At 53.9% G+C, this 18,406-nt stretch carries 12 protein-coding genes; 9 read left to right on the top strand and 3 right to left on the bottom strand.

The window, feature by feature from the left end; genetic code table 11:
* Positions 1-270, top strand: a 270-nt coding sequence (locus V6D20_06475) for a hypothetical protein (GenBank protein ID HEY9815432.1), incomplete at its 5' end; no start/stop codon positions are given.
* 234 nt (positions 271-504) lie between these two features.
* Here V6D20_06475 and V6D20_06470 read toward each other — a convergent pair.
* Together V6D20_06470 and V6D20_06465 are read right to left on the bottom strand one after the other, a co-directional pair.
* Entirely contained in the window at positions 505-1,881 is a 1,377-nt protein-coding gene (locus V6D20_06470) for a UDP-glucose/GDP-mannose dehydrogenase family protein (GenBank protein ID HEY9815431.1), read from the bottom strand.
* Positions 1,882-1,976: 95 nt separating this feature from the next.
* Entirely contained in the window at positions 1,977-2,963 is a 987-nt protein-coding gene (locus V6D20_06465; protein ID HEY9815430.1) for a UDP-glucuronic acid decarboxylase family protein, read from the bottom strand.
* A 477-nt stretch (positions 2,964-3,440) separates the two neighbouring features.
* Here V6D20_06465 and V6D20_06460 point away from each other — a divergent pair, with 477 nt between their 5' ends.
* The 4 genes from V6D20_06460 (at position 3,441) to ylqF (ending at position 8,889) form a co-directional block, all read left to right on the top strand.
* Positions 3,441-3,845, top strand: a complete 405-nt coding sequence (locus V6D20_06460) for an NIL domain-containing protein (protein ID HEY9815429.1) — start codon at positions 3,441-3,443, stop codon at positions 3,843-3,845.
* A 405-nt stretch (positions 3,846-4,250) separates the two neighbouring features.
* A complete protein-coding gene (locus tag V6D20_06455) occupies positions 4,251-6,893 on the top strand; it encodes a sigma 54-interacting transcriptional regulator (protein ID HEY9815428.1) in 2,643 nt (880 codons plus the stop codon).
* A gap of 36 nt (positions 6,894-6,929) precedes the next feature.
* Positions 6,930-7,886 (top strand): cysteine synthase A, encoded by a 957-nt coding sequence (gene cysK / locus V6D20_06450; protein ID HEY9815427.1) that lies wholly within the window; start codon positions 6,930-6,932, stop codon positions 7,884-7,886.
* 142 nt (positions 7,887-8,028) lie between these two features.
* On the top strand, positions 8,029-8,889 hold the full coding sequence (gene ylqF / locus V6D20_06445; protein ID HEY9815426.1) for a ribosome biogenesis GTPase YlqF: 861 nt from the start codon (positions 8,029-8,031) through the stop codon (positions 8,887-8,889).
* A gap of 207 nt (positions 8,890-9,096) precedes the next feature.
* Here the strand turns inward: ylqF and V6D20_06440 are convergent, their stop codons facing one another.
* On the bottom strand, positions 9,097-9,333 hold the full coding sequence (locus tag V6D20_06440) for a hypothetical protein (protein HEY9815425.1): 237 nt from the start codon (positions 9,331-9,333) through the stop codon (positions 9,097-9,099).
* Here V6D20_06440 and V6D20_06435 point away from each other — a divergent pair.
* The 4 genes from V6D20_06435 (at position 9,313) to V6D20_06420 (ending at position 18,273) form a co-directional block, all read left to right on the top strand.
* Complete coding sequence (locus V6D20_06435) at positions 9,313-14,211, top strand: PAS domain-containing protein (protein HEY9815424.1); 4,899 nt, start codon at positions 9,313-9,315, stop codon at positions 14,209-14,211. The two genes, V6D20_06440 and V6D20_06435, sit on opposite strands and share 21 nt — an antisense overlap.
* A gap of 99 nt (positions 14,212-14,310) precedes the next feature.
* The gene (locus tag V6D20_06430) at positions 14,311-16,629 is read left to right on the top strand and encodes an ATP-binding protein (protein ID HEY9815423.1); all 2,319 of its coding nucleotides are present in this window, start codon (positions 14,311-14,313) and stop codon (positions 16,627-16,629) included.
* 220 nt (positions 16,630-16,849) lie between these two features.
* Positions 16,850-17,224, top strand: coding sequence for a response regulator (locus V6D20_06425; GenBank protein ID HEY9815422.1), 375 nt, complete (start codon positions 16,850-16,852; stop codon positions 17,222-17,224).
* Positions 17,221-18,273, top strand: a complete 1,053-nt coding sequence (locus V6D20_06420) for an adenylate/guanylate cyclase domain-containing protein (protein HEY9815421.1) — start codon at positions 17,221-17,223, stop codon at positions 18,271-18,273. Before V6D20_06425 ends, V6D20_06420 begins: the two co-directional genes overlap by 4 nt.
* The last annotated feature ends 133 nt before the right edge of the window (positions 18,274-18,406 follow it).

Below are 18,406 nucleotides of genomic sequence, written 5' to 3'. Positions count from 1 at the left end.
CTAATAATAGTGATGCATGCGGTGTTTAACGTAGCACCAGTTATCTCTTTCTTCTGTGGTTGGCTTTTAGCTGCGATCGCAACTCTACCGATTGTTATTATCGGAGTGATGCAGGTCATCACAGCAATTAGACGAAAACAGCGTGTATGGCGAAAGGTATTAGGGCTGATACTAAATTGTTTTGCTTTATTAATCTATTTAATGCTTGCATTTTGGATGAGTATGCTTATCGTGCTTCTTTTATCTGGTGAGTCTTATATAGGTGACTAAGAACAGATTTCTCCAGCAAAGTTAGTGGTGGCGAGAGTGCTCGTGAATTGGCGAGCGTCAGGGCGGTTACCAACTTTACCCTCTGAGCGCCAAAGCTAACACTGTGTTAGTGCGGGCAGATCGGGTTAAGCAAACTGAGGTTGTCCCAGATGAACATTTAAACCCGGAGAACAATAAAAAGGGCGAGCTGATGCCCGCCCCAATCTTTAGGTTTATAAACGCTTAGCTCGTCAACTAACGGCCAATGCCCACATATTGGAAGCCGAGTTGCTCCAATGCCTTGCGATCGAGGAAATTCCGGCCATCAATAATGATGGGGTTATTCATCAGCTTTGCCATTCTGGCGAAGTCCAACCCTTGAAACTGTTTCCACTCGGTGACCAGCACCAACGCATCACAGCCATCGGCGAGGAATTCTGCATCAGATTCAACGAGCACACCGCTTAAGCCAGAACTAAGGCCACTTTGGGAGACGATGGGATCATAGGCCTTCACCTTGGCACCAAGGCGGTTCAGGGCCTCAATCATTTTCAGGGACGGTGCATCCCGCATATCGTCGGTGTCGGGTTTGAAGGTCAGCCCCAGCAGGCCAATGGTTTTTCCTTTTAGGATTTTGAGCACCTGCTGGAGTTTTTCCACCGTCAACAACCGCTGCCGCTCATTTACATTCACCGCAGCCTTGAGGATTTCTGCCTCGTAGCCATAGTCATGGGCGGTGTGGATGAGGGCCGATACATCTTTGGGAAAACACGATCCACCCCAGCCTAAGCCCGCCTGCAGGAATTTGCTGCCAATGCGCGAATCTAGACCAATGCCTTTGGCTACTTGCGTGACATCGGCACCGACGCGATCGCAAATGTTGGCGACTTCATTGATGAAGCTGATTTTGGTTGCCAGGAAGGCATTAGACGCATATTTCACCATTTCCGCCGAGCTGATGTCGGTGACCAAAACGGGGACAGGCGGTAGGGACTTATCTTCAGCTAACTCCCGCCGCACAATTGGATCGTAGAGCGTTTTCATAATGCCCACGGCGCGATCGCTACTGCTTCCAAGAACAATGCGATCGGGATTGAAGGTGTCATAAATGGCAGACCCTTCCCGGAGAAATTCTGGGTTGCTGACCACATCAAAGTCTACCGCTAGGGGTGCTGCATCGTTATCGCCGCCATTGGCCGCCTTACGCCGTTCATTGACCCCGTCTAACACAATCATGCGCACCCAATCGCCCGAACCAATGGGTACGGTGGACTTGTTGACAATCACCTTATAGTCTTGGTCGAGGTGAGCGCCAATGCCCCGCGCTACGGATTCGATGTAGCGGGTATCGCTTTCCCCGGTAGGCAGGGCCGGCGTTCCCACGGCAATAAAGAGAACTTCCCCATGGGAGACCCCGGCCGCTAAATCACTCGTGAACTGGATATGTTGGGAAGCGATCGCCGCTTGCATGAGGTCAGACAGCCCTGGTTCATAAATGGGCGACTGGCCAGCCTGCATCAGCTTGACCTTCTCTTCGTTGTTATCTACGCAGATGACATGATGCCCGGCGTGGGCTAGGCACACCCCCGTCACCAAACCCACATATCCAGTTCCGATGACACAAACACGCATAGGTAAACCCTCTCAAAAACATATAGTTTGGGCTATGAATCTCAATCAGCAGCGAGCTTCTAGATGAGCGATCGCTCCATCGCTTAACCGTGCAGCTATGACACGACGGGAGTGGCTAGGGTCTCAGTTCCAGAAGTTGGTAGATCATTGCCTTCAGCCAGCAGCCTGGCTCGAAAGTCTGAAATCGTTAGGTCTAACCCTTGCTTGAGCGGAATGGTGGGCTCCCAGCCCAGCCACGTGCGGGCTCGGGTGATATCCGGCTGACGGCGACGGGGATCATCCTGGGGCAAGGGCTTAAACTGTACTTCCAGGTGAGGATTCACCATGGATTGAATTGTTTGAGCTAGCTCTAGAATAGTATATTCATCGGGATTGCCTAGATTGACCGGGCCAATGTGGTTACCGTTCATCAGACGAATGAGACCATCGACGAGGTCTGACACATAGCAAAAACTACGGGTTTGGCTACCTTCTCCATACACCGTTAGGGCTTTGCCCTGCAGCGCCTGCACCACAAAGTTGCTCACTACCCGACCATCGTTTTCCAACATGCGTGGGCCGTAGGTGTTGAAAATACGCGCCACTCGAATATCCACATTATTCTGGCGATGATAGTCAAACGACAGGGTTTCGGCAACCCGCTTACCTTCGTCGTAGCAGCTACGGATGCCGATGGGGTTCACATTGCCCCAGTAGTCTTCCTGTTGAGGATGCAGTTCTGGATCGCCATAGACTTCTGATGTAGAAGCCAAGAGGATCCGGGCCTTAATCCGCTTAGCTAGACCCAGCATATGCAGGGTACCAATTACATTGGTTTTGATGGTTTTAACCGGATTGTACTGATAGTGGATGGGCGAGGCCGGGCAGGCGAGGTGATAGATTTGGTCGGCTTCCAGACGGATCGGTTCGGTGATGTCGTGGCGAATCAGCTCAAAGTAGGGATTTCCCATCCATTTCAGGATATTTTGCTTATGCCCGGTATAAAAGTTATCTAGACAGATAACCTCATGTCCTTCTCCCATGAGTCGGTCAATGAGATGGGAGCCAATAAAGCCAGCTCCACCTGTAACTAATATGCGCATGAATGTTCTCCTTGCATAGATAGGCAGACATTAAATAGGCAGCGATCGCGCTTCCCGAGTAAACAGAGGTCGATTAAAAATAAGCTATCGCTTACCCGACGTGAAGAAACGAGATGGATAGGATGACTCCCCACTGTTGCCATGGGGGCCATCGAGTGGTGCGGTTGTTTTAGTAGGGGCAGTAGAGGTCTGTCGATGGCGGTCTCACGGTGGTGTCGTTTCGGCTGTTCCATTCTAAACAGTGGATTTTTATACAGCCACCTATTAATAGGATTACTCGTAAACTCTTTAACATCATCGGCACTGAAATTACGTAAATTCGTTCTTTCGGCTTCAAGTAGACCAACAACTGTCCCATGAATTCACGGTATCTTTAAACGAGTCGGGAACATGGTTCCAGGCGATCGCCCTGAAAACCAGACATAAAAATCCCAGTCGGAGTAATGTCCAACTGGGACTATAGGATGGGACAACCCTATGAAAAAACGAGTCACGCTCACCTTTCCGAAGCGATCGGTGCATATGCCGATCACCTATCGTCTCGCCAAAGAATTTAACGTGGCGGCCAATATCATTCGTGCGCAAGTGGCTCCCAATCAGGTGGGAACCTTGGTGGTGGAGCTATCGGGGGATATTGACCAGCTTGAGGCGGCTCTGGAATGGATGCAGTCCTACGATATTGGAGTTTCAAGCTCCAGTCGCGAAATTGTCATTGATGATCAGGTCTGCGTGCATTGCGGATTATGCACAGGCGTTTGCCCCACGGAGGCTCTCACCCTCGATCCTCAATCCTTTAAGCTCACCTTCACGCGATCGCGCTGTGTGGTGTGCGAGCAATGTATCCCCACCTGCCCAGTCGCTGCGATTACCACCAATTTATGATCATGCTTCGCTCCCTAGCTGGTTCAGGCGGGTGGTGATAGAAGCTGGTGCCCAATCCTATCCTGACCCACAGCAAGCCAGGCTGTACAGCTTCATCGGGATTGAGAATGACGCTCACCTCTGCTGTGTTGTCCAGATCAGCACCGTGGCGTTAGCCATTCTCAGGATGAACATTTCGCCCGAGCTTGTCGAGGACAGCATCAATAGATTGGTTGAGCAAGCTCATTCTTTCGCGCGGGATTTGGCAGATTAGACAAGCTGCTGGTCAAAATGAGAATTGCTGCTGGGGCGTAGAGATTTGTGGCAGGAATGGGTGAAGGGCAAATTCAGCAGGTACTGTGATGAAGAGCAAACCTGTAGGCAAACAATGATATGAATACTGGGGCGCTGACTTCCCAAAGCATCATGTCTGATTCAGTTCCCTTAGGAACCCGCAGTAACCCCACGCCGCCTGCCCCATCCATTGAGGCAGAGCGCTGGGATTGGCTGAGTTTTCATCGCCTATGGGGCACTCTACCCGATGCCGCACTGCAAGCGATCGCTCGTTGCCTCATCAAATTTACTCTAGAGGTAGATACAGATATTTACCAAGCAGGGCAGACGCCGGTAGGGCTCTACCTCGTTAAATGGGGCACCGTGGAACTCTATCGGCGATCGCCTATTGGTCGCACTCATATTCTCTATCGCAGTGCTGGCAACTTGTTTGGCTATATGCCCATGATGCAAGCAGAAGCAGAGGCATCCTACCAAACCAGTGCTAGCACCCTCAGCCCTAGCGAAATTTGGTTTCTCAGTCGAACCGATTTTGCTAATCTTACCCAAGACTATCCAGATATTCATGGCATTATTAGCCAACTCCTAGCCCAGGATCTAGCTCACTTTGCCGAACGGGTGACCTGGGAAGAGACTCGCATCCAAGGGCTCCAAGACTACCTGCACCCCATTCCCGCCCAGCCGCAGATTATCGGCAGCAGCAAGGCCAGCCAAACTCTGCGCAACCAAGTGGACGAGGCGGCGGCTGATCTGAAGCCCGTTATCCTGAAAGCGCCGGCAGGCAGCGGTAAAACCTTCATTGCTAGCGTCATTCACCATCAATCTCGCCTCAGCGATCGCCCCTTTGCGGAACTCGATTGTACCCAACTGCCCGCCGATGAATCCGGTGTACCCCAAACCCATGCCATTTTTGGGAAAGAGGGAGAAACCCTAGGCATATTAGAACTGTTGGAACAAGGAACCCTCCTAATCGATCAGGTGCATGTGCTCAGATCCAGCGATCGCGATCGCTTGCTGCACTATTCCCAAACCGGTCTGTTTACCCGCAATCCCGGCACCTCTCCAACAACAACCGTACCTAGCGACCCTAACCAACAGTCCTGGGTGCGGCTGATTCTGGCCAGTCCTCGCAGCATCTCCTGCGATGTTTGTGACTACCACGACATTAAATTATTTGCCTTATCACAACGAAAAGCCGATATTCCCGATTTTGTGCATCACTTTCTCAGTCAGGCTAGTCAGCATCAAGGGCGCGATCGCATTGATGTTGAGCAAACCGAACTGCGACGGCTGATCAGCTATCCCTACCCCGGTAATTTAGTAGAACTGGCGGGTATTTTAGATCGGGCTGTGGCCATGACCCCACCGGGTCAAACCGTTATTCCTGAACAGGTACTCTGGTCTGTACAATCGTCTAAAAACGCTTTTCGAGTTGATTTACTGGAACAATTCCCCTGGCTACGGAAATTTCTGTTAAGCAACTGGTGGCCCGAGCGCTTTTGGCTGGCGATGATGGCGGTGTTTGTCCCGGTCACGATCCTGGGCTACCTTGGCCCCCAAGGCCGTGACGACAGCATCACCCTGAATTTATTTTGGGCTTGGTGGTGGCCCTTCTATCTGTTTTTCTTCGCCTTCGTGGGACGGCTCTGGTGTGCCGTTTGTCCTTTTATGATTGTCGGGGAATGGACGCGTAGTCTATCCCTGTGGATTTGGCCCAGAAAACTGCGCCCCTGGCCCACTAAATGGATGGAACGCTGGGGCGCATGGATCCTCTTCGCTGGCTTTTTGCTGATCTATCTGTGGGAAAAACTGTGGGATCTGCCCCATACCGCCTACCTATCCTCCTGGCTGTTGGTGGCGATCACTGCCGGAGCGGTTATTTGCAGCCTCATCTACGAACGCCGGCTTTGGTGTCGCTATCTCTGCCCCATTGGCGGCATGAACGGTATGTTTGCCAAGCTATCGATGGTGGAACTGCGGGCCAGCCAGCAAGTGTGTGGCAGCCAATGCAGCACCTTTGGATGTTTCAAGGGCAGCGGCGTCGTGCCCGCTACCTTCAGCGATGCCTTGCCCAACGAGGGACAGGCTACCGGCGGCTGCCCCATCTATTCCCACCCCGCTCAGTTGAAAGATAACCGCAACTGTGTGCTCTGTATGACCTGCCTCAAGGCCTGTCCTCACCGTTCCATTCAGGTCAATTTCCGCTTCCCCGCCACAGACCTGCTGGAAGATCATCAAGGCCTGTGGGCCGAGGCCGCCCTGCTGCTGCTCCTGCTGGGCGGTGTCTTCATGCATCAGTCGCCCAAGATTCTTGGCTGGCTGGGCCGACCCATGCCCTTAGATGCCGCCCATCTGCTGCAAAGCCTGCCGGTGGTGTTAGGACTGTTGAGTATTCCCACTGTCCTGATCCTCGCGACCCACCAAGTCACCCGCTGGCTCGATCCCCAACAGCCTGGCTTTCTGCCCGTGGTCTATGCCTACCTACCTCTGACCCTAGCCGCCAACCTAGCTTATTACGTACCCGCGGCCATTACCGAAGCTGGGCAGGCACTACCCGTCCTCGCCCGCACCCTGGGGTATGGGGGCGATCGCTTACCAACCCTCGTATGGAGCATGGACGTCGCCGTATTTCTCCAAGAAGTGACCCTGCTTTCCGCCTTTGCCTTCAGCCTCTATCCCCTGCTACGGATCACCCAACGCTCCTTCCTCAGCAACCTGCCCCACATCGCTCTGATGGCCAGCTTGACCGGAGGCTTCCTGTGGCTGATGCTGTAGTGCGCTCCAACCCATCCGCCCATCCCTAACCCAGCCATGAAAATCTACAGCGATATGACTCAAGTCATTGGCCATACCCCCTTGGTCAAACTCCAGCGCTTGCCCGCAACTTGGCACTGTGACGCCACCATCTGGGTCAAGTTAGAGGGCATGAACCCTACCAAATCCATCAAGGATCGGATTGCTATCAGTATGATCCGGGAGGCGGAGGACAGCGGTTTAATTACACCGGGGCGCTCCACCATTGTCGAAGCCACCTCGGGCAATACCGGCATTGGCCTAGCCATGGTCTGTGCGGCCAAAGGTTATCGGCTGGTGTTGACCATGCCCGAGAACATGAGCCGCGAACGACAGCAGATTGTCCGCGCCTACGGTGCCGAGATTATCCTCACCCCCGCTGCCTTGGATATGGCTGGAGCGATCGCCCGGGCCCATGAACTGCTAGCAACCATCCCCCATGCCTTTTCTCCCCAGCAGTTTAGCAATCCTGCCAATCCCAAAATTCATTACGAAACTACCGGCCCTGAGATCTGGCAGGATACAGATGGACAACTCGATATCCTAGTCACCGGGGTGGGCACAGGCGGCACGCTGACGGGAGCCGGATGCTACCTCAAACGTCAGAAGCCAGAGATTCAAATGGTTGCCGTAGAACCTACAGCCAGCGCCGTCCTGAGCGGACAACCCGCCGGTCGCCATGATCTCCAAGGCATTGGGGCCGGGTTCATTCCCGATGTTTTACGGGTGGATTTGATCGACGAGATCCTGCAAGTGACCGATGAACAAGCCTATGATCTGGGTCGTCAATTAGCTGAGCAAGAGGGGATCATGGCCGGTATTTCCACGGCGGCGGTGGTCTATGGGGCCCTGCAGGTCGGAAAGCGATCGCCCCAGGCCCACATCGTCGCGATCGCTGCCAGTGCAGGAGAACGCTACCTGAGTACGGCTCTATGGAACGATGCAGCCAAGGTAGAGCCAGGTATCAAGGCCTGATTGTAGTTGCACAAGCGGACTAGACAAGCTGTCATGATGAGACTAGCGGCCATTTGGGACGCGATCGCTTTCCACCCAGGTCTTGTGGCAAGATGCAAGATGCTGGCTTGCCCGCATTGTTTTATTCGAGTGACACAATCCCATGAGTTCCCCACCGATTCAATGGTATCCCGGACATATCGCCAAAGCCGAACGGGCCCTGGCCGAACAATTGAAGCGCGTCGATGTGGTGCTGGAGGTACGTGACGCTCGGATTCCGCTATCCACCCATCACCCCAACGTTGCCAACTGGATTGGCAGCCGTGAGGCCCTACTGGTGATGAACCGAGAAGATATGATTCCCTCGGAGGTGCGGCAGCAGTGGGCTACTTGGTTTGAGCAGCAGGGGCAGGTGGCGATTTTCACCAATGCCCAGCATGGTAAAGGCATTGCCCAACTGGCCCAGGCCGCCAAGGTCGCGGGTACGGCCATGAACCAACGCCGACGCGATCGCGGCATGTTGCCTCGGCCGGTGCGGGCGGTGGCCATTGGCTTTCCCAATGTGGGTAAATCGGCCTTGATCAACCGTCTGCTGAATAAGCGCGTTGTTACCAGTGCGCGGCGGCCAGGGGTGACCCGTCAACTGCGCTGGGTGCGGATTTCGGAAGAACTGGAATTGCTGGATGCACCGGGGGTGCTGCCGTCGCTCTTGTCGGATCAGAAAGCAGCGTTGAAGCTGGCTATTTGTGATGACATTGGTGACGCCTCCTACGACAATCAGCGGGTGGCGTCGTCGTTGGTGGACTTACTGTGGGACTTGGCCGACCGGGCGGGCGGGGCCAATCCAGAGGTGCTCAAAACCCGCTATGGCGTCGAGGTACAGGGCTTGACGGGGGAAAGTTATCTAGAAAATTTGGGGATAGAGCGTTACCAGGGCGATCGCGAACGGGCGGCACGGCAGTTGCTGAATGATTTTCGCAAAGGCAGTTTGGGAGCCATTCCCCTAGAGCTGCCGCCGGTGTAGTGGAAGGGAACTCTCGTCTGATCTTCCGCAGAGGACTAGCCTGATCCATAGACTAATCCACAAAAAGCCATATTGCGAGACCTCTACATCGATATGGCTGACTCGAAGCTTAAGACTCGCGCTAAGACATTGGGTTTACCGATCAAGACTGGGGACAAAAAACCAGAATTGATCGATGCCCTGATTGCTTGGCATTCAGTCCAGGAATCAGCCGGTGGGGCGTAAGCCAACGCTGGTGCAGTAGGTGGGTGACCTGCCATCCAAGCGATCGCTTGTCCCCGGCCCAGCCGCCAAGAGGACGCCGCGCATGGGGATGCCCATCGAGCATTCATAGGGCACACTGGATATATCAGGGAACGGGGTGGTTAGCACCAGATCTATGGCAACACGTTCGGTATTCAGTGGTTGATAGGAGTCTTCGGAATGGGAGAACCATTGCAGCATGGCGAGGCCCGCACCGCTCGCCTTGGTTCACAGCGCCAGAATCAGTATGTTTACCTCATAGGTTTGCTGCTCATCTTTTTGCTGCCCTTTGTGGTGGTCGTGTATCAACTGGTTGCGGAAGTCGATACCCGCATTGAGTTTGGCCGCCGAGAACTCCACGGCAACACCTACCTACAGCCCCTAGAGCAGATGCTCTATCACCTACCCCTGCTGGACAGCGATCGCCTCCAAGGACAGACCGCCCAAGCCTCTCCCCGCATCGCTCAACTGGATCAAGACTTCGCGGATCTCAAGGCCGTCAACCATAGCTATGGTGCAGTCTTTCAGGTCTCTGACCGGGCCAAGGCTCTAGAGCAAGCGTGGCAAACTTATTCCCAGGGCTGGAGGGCGGAGTCAGAGTCATCCCCAAGTTCTAGCCAAGCGATCGCTCCCCTCCTGCGACAGATTCAGGGCCTGATGCTGCATGTGGGCAATTTTTCCAACCTCATCCTCGACTCAGACCTAGAGAGCTACTACCTGATGGATGCGGTGGTGCTCAACATTCCTGACCTACAGCGGTTATTGGCAGACATTCAGCCTACCGTGGAAGCGATCGCCCGCCATCCTCAGGTGACCTCTGCCGATCAAGAACGCTTGGCCATGCTCTCCGGCATCTTAAGCGATAATCTAGAGTCCCTCACCGCTGGACTAACCATTGCCATTGCCCACAGCTCCTATCCAGATCGCGACAGCAGCTTGAGCCCAGTCATCCAAGAGGTCACCGCTGCCCTCACCCAAGTCCTGTCGATGCTCCAGGCGCAGATCGACGGCGGATCGGAATCTACAATCACCTCCCGTGCCGCCATTCTACACCAGGCTTTAGAGGCCAACGATCGCCTTTGGAGTCAGACCAGTCAAGCCCTAGTGCAATGTCTAGAGGAAAGAATTCAACCCCTTACCCACAAAACCTATATTGTCAAAGGGTTTGCGATCGCCGTAGGTGGGGTCTTAGTCTACGCGTTCATCGCCTTCATGTATAACCTCCAAGACCAACGACGCGGGGCCCTGCGCTTAGAGACGCAATATCGCACCGCCCAGATTTTGGCCGAGTCGTTAACCCTAGAAGCGGCAGGGCCTGCTGTCTTAAAAACCGTCTGCGAAACCCTAGGTTGGCGCATTGGTGAACTCTTACAGGTGGATGCCTCCCATACCCAGTTACGCCGCACAGCCGTCTGGGCTCCGACGGAGCTAAGCATGAGCATGGTGACGGATCCAGCCTGGAAAACCACCTTTGAACAAGGTCAGGGGCTACCGGGGCAGGTGTGGCAACAGGAGCAACCGGTTTGGATGGCGGATGTGATCACTGATCCAGGGTTTCAGCGGAAAGCGATCGCCCAAACGCTCAATCTGCTATCGGCCTGTGGTCTGCCGATTGTAGTCGATGGCTGCACGGTGGGCGTCCTGATTCTATTTGGCGATCGCTCTCGACAGCCCAGCCCCGACACCTTGAACGTGCTCCAGGCCGTAGCCAACCAAATGGGGCAGTTTATGAAAACTCGCGAAGCAGATATGGCTTTGCAACATAGCGAAGCCCTTCAGCGTATGGCGTTGAGCGCTGCTGGTATGGGCGTTTGGGATTGGAACATTCTTACCGGGGAAGAAAACTGGTCGCCGGAGGTTGAAAGCATCTTTGGGCTAGAGCCGGGCACCTTCCACGGCAGCTATGAAGATTTCCTGACCTATCTTGTGCCTGAAGATCGGGAGCGGGTGCAAGCGGCGGAAAAGCTAGCCTTCGAAAGCCATAATGAATACACCTCCGAATATCGCGTTCGTTGGGCCGATGGCACCCTGCGCTGGTTGACTAGTCGGGGACGGTTTTTGCGAGACAGCAACGGCAAGCCCGAACGGCTCACTGGCATTGTTATGGATATCACCGATCGCAAACAGGCCGAACTTGCTCTTGCCGAAAGTGAACAGCGGCTGCGCCAGGCTGAGGAAAAATATCGCAGTATTTTCGAAAATGCTGTGGTAGGCATCTTCCAAACCACCCAAGATGGTCGATATTTAAGCGCTAACCCCGCCCTCGCCCAAATCTATGGCTACGAGTCGTCCCAGGAGCTGATGGCTCAGGTCACTGATGTGAGTCAGCAGCTCTATGTTGATCCCAACCGCCGTCAAGATTTTGTGGATCAAATAGCAGCTACAGGACGAGTATCTGATTTTGAGTCGCAGGTCTGGCGGCAGGATGGCCAAATTATCTGGATTTCAGAACAGGCGATCGCGGTTAACGATGACCAAGGACAAATCTTTTATGAAGGTATGGTGCAAGATATAACCGGACGCAAGGAAGGACAGGCCGCATTGCGGGATAGTGAAAATCGGTTTCGCACCCTGCTGAATAATATCCCCGGTGCCTTTTATCGCTGTGCCTACGACCAAGTCTGGACGATGAAGTTTTTAAGCGACGCCATTGAAGATATCTGTGGCTACCCGGCAGAGGACTTTTTACTGAACCGTCGCCGTAACCTTACCGATATTACCCATCCCGAAGATCGGGATTATATTCACCAAGAAGTGAACCAAGCTATCCTAAGCGATCGCCCCTATGTACTGGAATATCGGATTATTCACGCGAATGGTGGTCTGCGCTGGGTGTATGAAAAAGGTCAGGCTATTTTTGATGATCACGAAAATCTTCAATATCTAGACGGCGTCATTTTTGATATCACCGAACGCAAGAAGACCGAGAATTTCCTCGATCGCCAAACCCAAGTGCTAGAAGCGATCGCCTCGGGTATTGAGCTGTATCAGGTTCTCGATCTACTGATTGAGATTATCGAAGCTCGGGGCGATCGCCCCATGTTGGGCTCAATTTTACTGCTGGATGAGAGTGGTCACCGCCTGCGTACAGGAGCCGCTCCTCACATGCCTGCCGACTTCCTCGCAGCCGTCGATGGCTTGCCCATTGGTCCAGAAAGTGGCTCCTGCGGCACCGCTGTCTACCGCCAGGCACCTGTCATCGTGGCGGATATTGCAACAGATTGCCTCTGGGCTTCCTTCCAGGATCTAGCCAATGCCCATGGATTCCGGGCCTGTTGGTCTGTTCCCATTAAGTCGTCCCAGGGCAATATTTTCGGTACCTTCGCTCTCTATCTCCAGCAGCCCGGTAACCCTGGTCCTCACGACTGGCACCTGATGGAAACCGCTGCCCACCTAGCTGGCATTGCCCTAGAGCGACAGCGCACCGAAATGGAGCTGCGGCAAGCTAAGGATGCAGCCGAAGCCTCTAGCCAAGCCAAGAGCCAGTTCTTAGCCAATATGAGTCATGAACTACGCACGCCCCTGAATGCCATCATTGGCTATAGCGAAATGATGCGGGAAGATGCGGAGGATTTTGGCTACAGCGATGTTATCCCCGATCTAGAGAAAATCCGTGGAGCTGGCAAGCATTTGCTGGACTTGATTAACGATATTCTCGACATTTCTAAAATCGAAGCTGGACGCATGGAACTGCACCTAGAGCCCTTTGATATTTGGGACTTGGTGCAGGATGTAGAAATGACGATTCATCCCCTGGTGGAAAAAAACCACAATCACTTTGTGGTGAACTGCGACGCTGCGATCGGTAGCATGTGTGCTGACTTGACCAAGGTTCGACAGATGCTCTTCAACCTTCTGAGCAACGCCGCTAAGTTTACCGAAAAAGGACAGATTACCCTGACGGTGAAGCGATCGCCCCGTCCAGTCGACCTAGACCACCCCGATCCAGACCACCCAGGCGATCGCTCTGATGTGGAGCGAACATCTGTCGATGGATTGCTCCTGCAGGTTAGCGATACAGGCATTGGCATGACCGAGGCCCAACTGCAGCGGGTCTTCCAAGCGTTTACCCAAGCCGATGCTTCCACCACCCGCAAGTACGGCGGCACAGGTCTAGGCCTCGCCATTAGCCAACGGTTTTGCCAGATGATGGGTGGTGATATTCGCGTCACCAGCCAACTCGGCCAAGGGTCGGTGTTTAGCATCTGGCTGCCCACTCAGGTGGTGGTTCAGACGCACCTAGACCCCGAGCCGTCCGATGTCAACGCCCCTAACGCCCCTACTTCTATCCCCATGGCCCTAGCCTCCTCCAAGCAACCCACGGTGTTAGTGATCGATGATGACGTAACCGTCCATGACCTCATGCAGCGATCGCTGAGCCAAAGCGGCTTTCGGGTCGAAGTCACCACCGATGGCACAGAGGGCATCCGCCTCGCTCGGGCCCTGCATCCCCATGTGATCATCCTTGATGTTCTCATGCCCCACATGAACGGCTGGGATGTGCTCGCCATCCTCAAAGCCGATCCGATTTTGATGGATGTGCCGGTGATTTTGATGACCATCTTGGATGAACAAAATCGTGGCTTTACCCTAGGTGCATCGGATTATCTCACCAAGCCCATTGACTACAAACGCCTAGATCTCCTGCTTCAGAAGTATCGTCCCGACGACACCCTAGGCGATCGCCCCCATCGTGTCTTAGTGGTCGAAGACGATCCAGCCACACGACAGATGTTCCAGCGCATTTTGCAAAAAGAAGGCTGGCAGGTGACCACAGCGGAAAATGGTCGCCTAGGGCTAGAGGCGATTCAGGCCCAGCAGCCGGATCTGATTCTGCTGGACTTGATGATGCCAGAAATGGATGGATTTGAATTTATGGATCAGCTACGTCAACAGGATCGCGGGCGATCGCTGCCGGTGGTGGTGGTGACGGCCATGGATCTCAGCCTAGATGAACGCGATCGCCTCACCGGTCGTGTGGAAAACATCTTACAAAAGGGTGCCTACAGCCGCGACCAGTTGCTCAAAGAAGTGCAGCGTCTAGTCTTTACCTATTTACCATCACCCTCAACGTCATAGCATTCTCCCTGCGTCTAGTTCATATTCCCCATCTTCACCCCGATCTATCTCCTATCCATCGGCTGAGAATGGGTGCCCTTTTGTTCAGGATGCTTCACTATGCCTTTGCGAAATCGAATTCTACTGAGCATTACCTCCCTATTGGTGATTAGCGTATTATCCACAGCGGCCGTTATGACCCTGGGGGCCCGCCGGGCCATTCTCCTGCAGGCCGAGTCCGATGGGATTCTCATCGCCCAGTTCCTAGCCCGCATGACCCGCTTTAGCAACCAGGTTCAGGAGCAAATTGAAGTGGATTTGGGGCAGCAGATGGTGGTGCAGGCCACCTTGGCTAGTCATCTGGTGGCGATCGCTGAGGCGGCGGGGTTAACCGAACCTGAGATTAATCAACACCTCCGACAAATTGTTGAAACAACCAGCCTCAATGAATTTTGGATCACCGATGAAACCGGCTATGCCTACCTGCGCAACGATGAAACCGTTGACTTTACCTTCAGCCCCAGCCTGACCCTGCAGCCCCAAGCCAGTGCCTTCTGGCCCCTACTCACCGGCGAGGCCCAAGTGGTCATTCAAGGTGCCCGCAACCGCGAACTGGATGATCGGTTGTTCAAATATGTAGGTGTTGCCGGGTTCGATCAACCGCGTATTGTTCAAGTAGGCTATGAAGCCTATGCATTGCTAGAGTTGCGGCAGAGAATTGGTCTGGCCCGACTCACCAGTGAACTGATTCAAAGCGACAGCATTGTTGCCGTGCGGATTGTCGATACCGATCTCAATAATCTAGCGCGGAGCGTCAAGTCCGGAGTGCCCGGCGTGGCTAGCCTCAACAATCCTGGCGATATTGCCAATGTGCAGCGCGTGTTGGCCCAGGGCGATCCCATGAGCTACCTGGAAGGATCCTTGTTCAAAGTGATTGTACCGATCACAGATGCCAACCAAACCATCACGGGAGCAACGATTCTCTATCTCTCCACCGACCACATCCAAGTCGCCCTGCGCCGAGAGGCTAGCCAGTTGGTGATTGTCATGCTGCTGATTTTGATGGTGGGACTCCTGGCCTCGATGATCCTCTCACGGTTAATCACCGCTCCCCTAGCCCGGCTCACCCTGGCCGCCAGCGCCGTCCAAGACGCCACCTTTGATCCAGACATGCTCAGCTCCATCGCCCGTTCTCGCAATGAGCTAGGCTTACTGGCCCGCACCTTCCAAACAATGATCCAGCAGGTCTCTGAGCGAGAAAAGGGGTTAAAAAATGCACGGGAGGCCCTGCGGCGCAGTGAAGCCTATTTCCGCTCCATCATTGAAAATGCGTCGGATGTGATCATGATCTTGGATCAAACAGGGCAGATTCACTACAGCAGCCCATCCATCCTCGCTATTTTGGGCTACTCCGCGGGCGATCTCCAGCAGCAGATGATGGTCTCCTATATCCATCCCGACGATCGCGCCTTGATGGATCAGTACTTTCAAGAGGCGATCGCCCAACCGGGTACCCTGCCACCTCGGGATCTACGGGTACAGCACCATGACCAAACTTGGCTGATCATGGAAGGCGTGTTGAACAATCTTCTCAACGATCCAGCCATTGAAGGCATGATTTTAACTCTGCGTGATATTACTGAACGCAAACAGGCCGAGGTCATGCAGCAGGCGAAGGAAACCGCAGAGCAATCCAACCGGGCCAAGAGCCAGTTTTTGGCCAACATGAGCCACGAACTGCGGACGCCCCTGAATGCCATCATTGGCTACAGCGAAATGCTGCAGGAAGATGCCGTTGACCTCGGGCAAGACACCTTCATCCCCGACCTGCAAAAGATCCAAACCGCTGGGCAGCATTTACTCACCTTGATCAACGATATTTTGGATTTGTCCAAAATCGAAGCCGGGCGGATGACCCTCTACCTAGAACCCTTCGATGTGGCTCTGCTGGTGCAGGACATCGCCAACACCATCCAACCCCTGCTGGATAAAAACAATAATCAACTGACTGTGACTTGTCCCGCCGATATCGGTATGATGTCGGCAGATCTCACCAAGGTGCGCCAGAATTTATTTAACCTGCTGAGCAATGCCGCAAAATTTACCGCCCAGGGTAGGGTAGAGCTCGTGGTCACGTCTTCCCCTGCGCCCCAAGAACTGGGAGGCGATCGCCCCTCTGATGGGCTCATGTTTCAGGTACGGGACACTGGCATTGGCATGTCAAACGATCAAATCAACCGCCTCTTCCAAGCCTTCACCCAAGCTGACGCCAGCACCACCCGTAAATATGGCGGCACGGGGTTAGGGCTGGCGATCGCCCAACGCTTTAGTCAAATGATGGGTGGAAGAATTCATGTGACTAGTCGTTTAGGGCAGGGTAGTACATTTACTATGTGGTTACCAAGGGTTGTCCAAGCCAAGGAAGATGACAAGCGGTGAAGCCCAGGCCTATCCCGATGGTGAACCAGATGAATGAAAGATGCAGCAGTAAGGTTGGGGGGAAGATCATGCTAGTAGATGTACGGAGGGGCAGCTACCCGGTCGTAGACATCGCGATCATGAAGGGGCATCTAACGTTAATGCCTGGCACACCCTACCTATGAGGGAGAATATAGGTAGAGGGAGTTCAGTGTTTTCCCTGTAATCTTGGAGAGACGTCATGCCCATCATCCTCTTAGTCGAAGATAATGAAATGAATCGGGATATGCTGTCTCGCCGTCTCACCCGTCGAGGGCATGAGGTTTTAATGGCCATCGATGGAGAACAGGGAGTGGCGATCGCCCAAGACCAACAACCACACTTAATTTTGATGGATATGAGCTTACCGGTGCTCGATGGCTGGGAAGCAACCCGTCAACTCAAAGCCATGCCCAAGACCCAGCACATCCCCATTATTGCCCTCACGGCCCATGCCATGGCAGGCGATCGCCAAAAATGCATCGAGGTAGGCTGCGATGACTATGATACAAAACCGATTGATTTTAATCGCCTACTTACTAAAATACAAGCTCTTTTAACATCACCAACGCCATGACCGGGACTCGTGGACTGATCCTCGTCGTAGACGATAACGAAACCAACCGTGATCTACTCTCGCGACGACTTTCGCGATTAGGGCACGATACAGTAATGGCAGAACATGGGCAGCAAGCCCTCGACCAAGTGCAGCACCACGCCTTCGACCTGGTCTTGCTAGACATCATGATGCCCAATATGACGGGCTATGAGGTGCTCGAACGCCTCAAGGCAGACCCAGCCCAGGCTCACATCCCGGTGATCATGGTCTCCGCCCTAGACGACATCGAAAGCGTGGTGCGCTGCATTGAGCTAGGGGCAGAAGACTACTTGTTTAAGCCCTTTAACCCCACTCTGCTGCAGGCCCGGGTGACCGCTAGCCTAGAAAAGAAGCGGATGCTTGACCATGAACGGGCCATGATGGAAAAACTCAAGGCGGAGCAGGAAAAATCCGAAGCGCTGTTGCTGAATATTCTGCCAGGGGCGATCGCCACCCGTCTCAAGCAAGGCGAACAGGTGATCGCCGATAACTTTGCCGATGTGACGGTGATGTTTGCCGATTTGGTCAACTTTACGGAACTCTCCGCCCAGCTCGCGCCGCCTGAGTTGGTGGCATTACTCAACCGCATTTTTTCCACCTTCGACCAGCTCGCCGATCGCTATAATCTCGAAAAAATCAAGACCATCGGAGATGCCTATTTGGTAGTAGGCGGCCTACCCACCCCCCGCCCCGACCACGTCGAGTCTGTGGCGGAGATGGCCCTAGCCATGCAAAAAGCGATCGCCCAGTTTACGGTATCCCCCGCTCAACCCACCCTCACCATGCGCATCGGCATCAACACTGGCCCGGTAGGCGCTGGGGTAATTGGCATCAAGAAGTTTGCCTATGACCTCTGGGGCGATACGGTGAATACCGCTAGCCGCATGGAGTCTCTGGGTCTACCAGGACACATCCAGGTGACGGAGACGGTCTATGAACGCCTTAAGGATAAGTATCACCTCGAACCCCGAGGGGCGATCGAGGTGAAGGGTAAGGGCGCGATGATGACCTATTTTCTGCGAGGGTAATTCTTATCAGCTGCGCTCCGGATATCTGCTAGAACGTGATTCTGACTCTGTTTCTGGCTCTGTTTCTGGCTCTGGTGTTGGTACAGGAGTTGTTGACGCAGGGGCTGGTGTTGATACAGGCTCAGGTGTCGGT

The organism is Candidatus Obscuribacterales bacterium, assembly GCA_036703605.1.
Taxonomy (GTDB): Bacteria; Cyanobacteriota; Cyanobacteriia; order RECH01; family RECH01; genus RECH01.
The sequence above is the reverse complement of the archived record's forward strand: the minus strand, read 5'-3'. Positions and strand labels throughout refer to the sequence as shown.